General features: G+C 66.5%; 3 protein-coding genes. All 3 read right to left on the reverse strand.

Annotated elements, in window-relative coordinates:
* The coding region (locus tag RI841_RS12340) for an ATP-binding protein (RefSeq protein WP_310705903.1) at positions 1-1,389 on the reverse strand (1,389 nt) is incomplete at its 3' end.
* Positions 1,390-1,668: 279 nt separating this feature from the next.
* Complete coding sequence (locus RI841_RS12345) at positions 1,669-1,794, reverse strand: hypothetical protein (protein WP_310705904.1); 126 nt, start codon at positions 1,792-1,794, stop codon at positions 1,669-1,671.
* Between the two features lie 451 nt (positions 1,795-2,245).
* The gene (gene argA, locus RI841_RS12350) at positions 2,246-3,559 is read right to left on the reverse strand and encodes an amino-acid N-acetyltransferase (RefSeq protein ID WP_310705905.1); all 1,314 of its coding nucleotides are present in this window, start codon (positions 3,557-3,559) and stop codon (positions 2,246-2,248) included.
* Positions 3,560-3,655: the final 96 nt, after the last annotated feature.

Below are 3,655 nucleotides of genomic sequence, written 5' to 3' on the forward strand. Positions count from 1 at the left end.
CGGGTCGTCCACCAGCTCCAGGCGGCCCTGCTGGAGCCGGGCACAGTCGGCGGCCACCGAGAGGCCGATGCCGGAGCCCTTGAGCGGTCCCTTGCGACGCCCTCGGCCCTGGAAGAAGGCCTCGAAGAGCCGGGCGCGATCCTCCTCCGCGATGGGCTCGCCGCTATTGGCCACCTCGATCACCAGCCGGTCACGCAGCACACGGGCGCGAATTTCCACCACGCCGCCGTCCTCGCCGTAGGCGACGGCATTGGAGATCAGATTGTCGAGGACCCGAGCGGTGGCGGTGCGGTCGAGCGCCCAGGCCAGGGGGCCATCGAAGCAGCTGACGCCCATCTCCTTGTTGTCGAGGGCCAGGCGATGCTTGGCCAACACCTCCTTGGCCACGGTGGCGACATCCAGCCGCTCGATGTCGAGCTGACGGTTGTGCTGAAGCAGATTGTAGTCGAGCAGCTGCTCGATCAGCTGCTGCAGCTCGCGCCCGCTGGCATCGATCAGGTCGAGTATCTCACGCTGGCGCGGCGTGACCTCACCGGCCACGCCATCGGCGAGCAGCGACGACCCCTCGCGCACGCTGGCCAGCGGGGTCTTGAGCTCGTGGGACATGTGGCGCAGGAACTGCTGCTTCTGCGCCTCCAGCTCGTCGAGCCGCGCGGCCAGCCAGTCCAGCCGTTCATCCAGGGTGACCAGTTCCGCCGGGCCCTTGAAGGGCCGCAATTTGTGACCCGTGTCGCCGCCCACGCTGCCGATCCCCAGGATGCGCCGTTCGAGCTGACGGATCGGCTGGATGATCAGCCGAGTGAACAACAGCATCAGCACCAGGCTCGCCGAGACCAGCGCCGCGGTCTGCCACCAGAGACGCACCTGCACGTCCTCGGCGCGGGCACGGATGCCCTCGATGCGATCGTCGATGCGACGGTTGGTGGCGCGGCGCATCGCCTCGGTGTGCTGGGCAAAAGGCAGGAAGTCGGAGAGCCGGTCGGTGAACGCCTCCAGCGACAGGTCGGGCAGCTCGGCGAGGTCGTCGAGTCTCTCCTCCAGCGCCGCCACGTCGGGATCACCGGGCAGCAGCTCACGCTGCTGGGCCAGCAATTCACGGAACTCCGCGAGACGCTCGTCGAAGATCTCCAGCAGGCTCTCATCCTCGACCACGGCATACTGGCGCGCGCCGCGCTCCATCTCCAGCGCCAGGGCACCCAGCGAGCGGGCACGCCGGGTCTCCTCCACCGCCTGGCGAGCACTGACATCGGCCAGGCGCGACAGTTCGGAGAGGGCCTGGCCGGCCTGGATCATCAACACGGCCAGCGGCAGCATTACCACCAGGAAGGCCAACAGCACCAGCTGCAACAGCGAGCGCGGCCGCCAACGACGCGTAACGGCTGAGGTCATGGACAGTGTTCTTTGCAGGAGGGTAACGGAAACCACCATCGTCCATCCCCAAGGATACCAGAGTTCAGCCGAGCGCCCCGCGGCCAATCGGCGCAACTCCACCGGCAAGGACCTGGAGGGAAAAAAAGGGCCGGCAGAGCCGGCCCAATACGCAGGGAACTGAAGGGTCCGGACATCCGCTCAATCGACGACCTGGTTCGTCCATTGCCCGAATGTCCATGGGCCGAGGAAGGCCCCCGAAGCCATGAGGCGCCATTTGCCACCAGGGGCTGGTCATCCTCATGCGGGTGGCAAGCCATCGCGTGGCGCACCGCCCTGCTCCGTTCCTGGCACCACCGCCTCGACCTGGAGGTCGACGGCGATGCTGCGCGATTCGATCCCCCTGAACGGGGGAGAGGCATCCATGCCAGGGCATCCTTGCCCTCTCGATACCGATCCTTGCCTGGCGGCGGTACCGTCTCATCGCAACCTAAAGTCACACATCGCTTGGAGCAGACACTGATCGCCTCAGGGAGCAGGAGCACAGGGCAGTGATGGCCCGCCTTCCTTCAGCGACCGGGGAACGGTTCGAGCCGTATGAACCGTTTTCCCTTGCTCACCCTGACTGTTGCCAACGACATGCCAAGATTCGATACAGCCTTTTAATATCAATAGGTTGAAAGCGACAAAAAGGCAGAAAGGTTGGAAGCGACCGGCGGGGCGAACCTTGGCCGGGAGTGATGGCGGGATTTACGTCGCCAAGTGGCGACGCCATTCGGAGGCTTTCCTGGATAGCTATTATTTTCAATGGGTTGGCGCGTCTGTGGAGAGCGACGCCGAATGACCCGGCGACACCTCCAGGCGACAGAGCACGCCCTCAGGTAAGGGTCTTGACCAGGATCTTGGACTTGCGCGCGTGGTTGTAGGTGTCGCGACGCAGCGGCGGCAGGGCCTCGATGTCAGCCAGGCGGAAGCCATGCTCAAAGAACCAGTGGGTGGTGTGGGTTGTCAGCGCGAACAGCGCCGAGATCCCCAGGCGGCGGGCCCGGCGCTCGATCTCGGCAAGCAGCAGCTCGCCGCGCGCGCCACCCCGGTAGTCGTCGTGGACTGCGACGCAGGCCAGCTCCCCCATCCTGGCCTCGCCGAAGGTATGCAGGGCGGCACAGCCGATGATCATGCCGTCGCGCTCGATCACCACGTAGTCGTCGATCTCGTACTCCAGGCGTTCCCGGGAGCGAGGCACCAGCATGCCCCGCCACTCCAGCGGCTCGAGCAGCTCGAGCAGGCCGCCGATGTCGCCGAGCTCTGCCGCACGCAGCTGCTCGTAGCGATGCTCGGTGATCATGGTACCCACGCCATCGCGGGTGAACAGCTCGCCGAGCAGGGCGTCATGGTCATGCCAGGAGAGCAGGTGGGTACGGGCCACGCCGTGTCGTGCGGCGACACAGGCCGCGCCGAGGTGCCGGGCCAGCTCGCTGGTGGGGTCGGCCTGCTGGAGCAGCGGCTCGGCCTCGCCCGGGGTCAGCTGGCGCTGCAGCTGGCCGCTGCGGTCAAACAGCCCGCTGCCCTCGCCGAGCAGGATCAGCTTGTCGGCGCCGAGCGCGGTGGCCGCGTGGCGGGCCACCTCGGCGGCGTCCAGGTCAAAGACCTCGCCGGTGCTGGAGAAGCCCAGCGGTGGCAACACCACCAGCGACCCGCGCTCGAGCAGCCCCTCGATAGCCTGAGCCCGCACCCGACGCACCTCGCCGCTGTGGTCGAAGTCGATTCCCTCGCGCACACCCAGCGGCTTGGCCATCACCAGGTTGCCGGAAACCACGGTCATCTCGATGCCGTGCAGCGGGGTGTTGGGCAGCCCCGGAGAGAGCCGCGCCTCCAGCCACAGCCGCTGCTCAGCGGCGATGCGTTCGACCCGCGACATGATCATCTCGTCGGCTACCCAACGCCCCTGGTGGCGCCGAGGCACGATGCCAGCCTCGTCCAGGGCCTGCTGCACCTGGGGCCGGATACCGAACACCACCACCAGCCGCACGCCCAGGGTATGCAGCAGCGCCAGGTCCTGAATCAGCTGCTCCCCTCGACCGCTGGCCATGGCCTCACCCTCGATCAGGATCACGAAGGTACGCCCGCGGTGGGCATTGATATAGGGAGAGGAATTGCGGAACCAGTCGACGAAAGGGAAACGAGTATCCAAGGCCGCACTCCGGCAGCAGGTGAACGAAGGGGAAAATCGATAGTTACTATATCAGAGCGACGAAAACGGCGGCACCACTGCCGTGGTACCGCCGTG

It is taken from the genome of Halomonas sp., from assembly GCF_031581305.1.
GTDB lineage: Bacteria > Pseudomonadota > Gammaproteobacteria > Pseudomonadales > Halomonadaceae > Halomonas.